At 68.2% G+C, this 3014-nt stretch carries 2 protein-coding genes; one reads left to right on the top strand and one right to left on the bottom strand.

The features are described from left to right. Positions 1–1206 (top strand): DUF3422 family protein (locus B2W70_RS01705; RefSeq protein WP_286742233.1); only part of this gene is annotated, 1206 nt, incomplete at its 5' end. A gap of 42 nt (positions 1207–1248) precedes the next feature. On the opposite strand, the gene B2W70_RS01700 is transcribed toward B2W70_RS01705, so the two are convergent. Continuing rightward, positions 1249–3014 (bottom strand): translocation/assembly module TamB domain-containing protein (locus tag B2W70_RS01700; RefSeq protein WP_286742231.1); only part of this gene is annotated, 1766 nt, incomplete at its 5' end.

Raw genomic sequence — 3014 nt, 5'->3', positions numbered from 1 at the left:
GTGGCCGTGCTCAACGAGGGCGTGACCCGCGAGGACGAATGGCACCACCTGCGCCGACTGCCTGATCAGGCGGACCTGCCGATGGCGGCGCTCAGCGGCCATTTCGTGCGCCTGCGCTTTGCGTCACACACCCTGAAATGGGAGCGCCACACCGAGTTCACGCGCTACTCCATCGTGCAAACCTTGCCCGAGAACGCCCTGCGCGACGCCACGGAAGAGGAGCTGATGCAACAACTCGTGGTCGACCCGGCCTGGCTGGCCAGCATCCCGGGGCGCACGGTGGCGGCCATCATGATGGCGATGGTGCATGGCGACGCCGATGACCCGGTTGCCATGCGATCACTCGGTCGCCACTGGTTTGAAGGGCACGACACGCTGGCGTCGCTGTTGGGCATCAAGCGCGCCTGTGCCATGACCGACTTTCGCCTGCGCGACAGCGGCTTCGAGCGGCTGCTGGTCGTCGCTTCTGCGCAGACCTCGGAGCTGCGCGTGGGTCGCATCTCGCAGCGGCTGCTGGAGCTGGAGACCTACCGCCTGATGGCCCTGCGCGGCCTGCCCGTGGCCAAGGACCTGCTGCCCATGCTGGGCGAGGCCGAGACCACGCTGGCGGCCATCACCGCGCGCATGGAAAACAAGGACACCTCGGACCAGGAGTTGCTCGACCAGCTCATCGCCCTGGCCGCACGGGTCGAGCGGGCCACGGCCACCCACTTGTATCGCTTCACCGCGACCCAGGCCTATCACCAGCTCGTGCAACAGCGCATCGAACAGCTGCGTGAAACACCCATCCCGGGCACGCAATCGGTGGGCGAGTTCGTGCTCAAGCGGGTCTCGCCCGCCATGGCCACGGTGAACGCGTCGGCACAGCGCCTGAGCTCGCTGTCTCAACGCATCGAGCGCGCCAGCGCCCTGCTGCGCACCCGGGTGGACATCGCCACCGAATCACAGAACCAGATGCTGCTGGAGAAGCTCACCCGCGGGCAGGAGCTGCAACTTCGCCTGCAAAGCACCGTGGAAGGCCTGTCGATCGCGGCCATCAGCTACTACGTGGTCAGCCTGATCCTGTACGCAGGCAAGGCGGGCAAGCAGGCCGGCCTGCCGATCCAGCCCGAGCTGGTGGCCGGCGCCACCGTGCCCTTTGTGCTGGCGGCCATCTGGTGGGGCACCCGGCAGTTGCACAAGCGCCTGCGCGACGACGGCCACTGACGCTTGTTCGAGTTGCCGCGAAGGCACCTGCGGCAAAGGCCGTCAGCGCCAGCGCCACTGCCAGATGAAGTCGATGGCGTTGTCCTCACCGGCCTGGGCACGCACCTTGAAGCGCTGCGCCAGGCTGTAGATGAGCTGCCAGTTGCCCCCCGTGGCACTGAGGTTTCGCTCATAGCCCATGTACCAGTGCCGCGAGATCTGCTTGCCGACGCTGACCACGGTGTCGCGCACGGCCCCGTCGCTCTGGCTCACCGACAGCGTGTCCAGGCCCAGCAGACCGATCACGCGGTCGGTCACGCCCGGCCCGTCATCACCTGAGAGCAAGGCCACTGCCGCCGTCTGCAGCAGCCCGATGTCGGCGCCGCCCAGGCCGGTTGGCGCGCGCCCCAGCACCAGCCAAGAGAGCTGCTCCGTCTCGGACAGGGTCGGCTCGGAGTACAGGCGGATGCGCGGGTCCTGCGCCGTGCCGGTGATGCGCACGCCCACCTTGACGTCACTGTCCTGGGCGGTCGGGGTCTGAGGCCGCATGGCCAGGATGTCCAGGCGCGGGTTCTCGATCAGGCCGTTGAAGGTGATCGCGCTGCGCTCGATGTCGAGCTTCTGGCCGTAAGCCGCGAACTTGGCCTGCTCCAGCCTGATGGCCCCATGGACAGCCGGTTTGTTGCGCGGCGTCGTGATCCGCAACTGCCCCTTGAGCAGCCCGGTCAGGCCATGCCCCTTCAGGCTGAGCCGATCACCCATGCCAACGGCCAGGTCGGTGTCCAGCGTCAGTTGTTTGCCCTGGGCACCACCCGATGTGGCCACGCTCTTGGGCTTGTCGGCGTCACCCGGTCTGTTGATGACGTTGACGTCGTCGCCAATCGTCGCCGCGCTGCCCCGGCTGATGTCGATGAAGCCCTCATCGACCCCGAACTGCCCCTTGACCACCATGTTCCAGTCGGACAGGGTCGTCTCTGCGCGGCCGCTGACCACCACCCGGCGGTCGATGCGCTGCAAAGCGGCAAAGCGATCCATCGTCAACGCCAGGCGCCCGGACAAGGGGCTGTCGAGCCGCAGCTCCCCTTCGAGCCCGATGCGCCCACCTTGGGGGCCACCCGTCGCATCCAGCCGCGTCAGGCGGATGCGCTCGCCATCGAGCGCCATGTTCAGTTGGCCGTCGTGCAAGCTGATGCCCAACAAGGCCTGCGACGCACTCAGCCCTGATCCTTCGATGCGCCCGGTGAACTGCGGCGCGCCCAAGGTGCCCCCCAGGCTGGCCTGCACCAGGGCCCGCCCCCCCAGTCGCCAGCCGGCGGGCACCCAGGTGGCCAGGGCCCGCAGGTTGGACACGTCCAGCTTGACCTCGCCGCCCAGCGAAGAGGTCGGATCAGGCCAGGCGTCGGCCCGCAAGGGCTGCACGACCTGCCTGCCGGTCAGCAAACCCAGCACCCGCCCGTCGATGCGTTGTTCGGCCACCCAGACGCCCTGGCGAGCGCGCAGGCTCACACGGGCCTCGCGCAGGCCCAGGCGCTGAGGCCGTCCACCCTCGATGCCAGGCTCGGAAAAGCTCAGGTCGCCGGAGCGCCTTGAGATCAGCGCGTCCACCTCCCAAGGCTGCGTCCCCCGTTGCACCAGCTTGAACTCACCACCTGAGACCAGGTCTCCCGTCCAGCCTTCTTCTGGCTGCCACAGCGCCAGCCAGGGCGCCAGCGGGAATGGCGGCAGCACCAGTGAGACCTCGCGCATGGCCTCAGCCCCGGGTTGCCCGCCAGGTGTGCGCCAGACGAGGCGATCGAGTTGCCCATTGAGTCCCATGACCTGCAGGCGGG

Source organism: Aquabacterium sp. UBA2148, from assembly GCF_002328915.1.
GTDB lineage: Bacteria > Pseudomonadota > Gammaproteobacteria > Burkholderiales > Burkholderiaceae_C > Aquabacterium > Aquabacterium parvum.
This window is presented reverse-complemented; position numbering and strand designations above follow the sequence as displayed.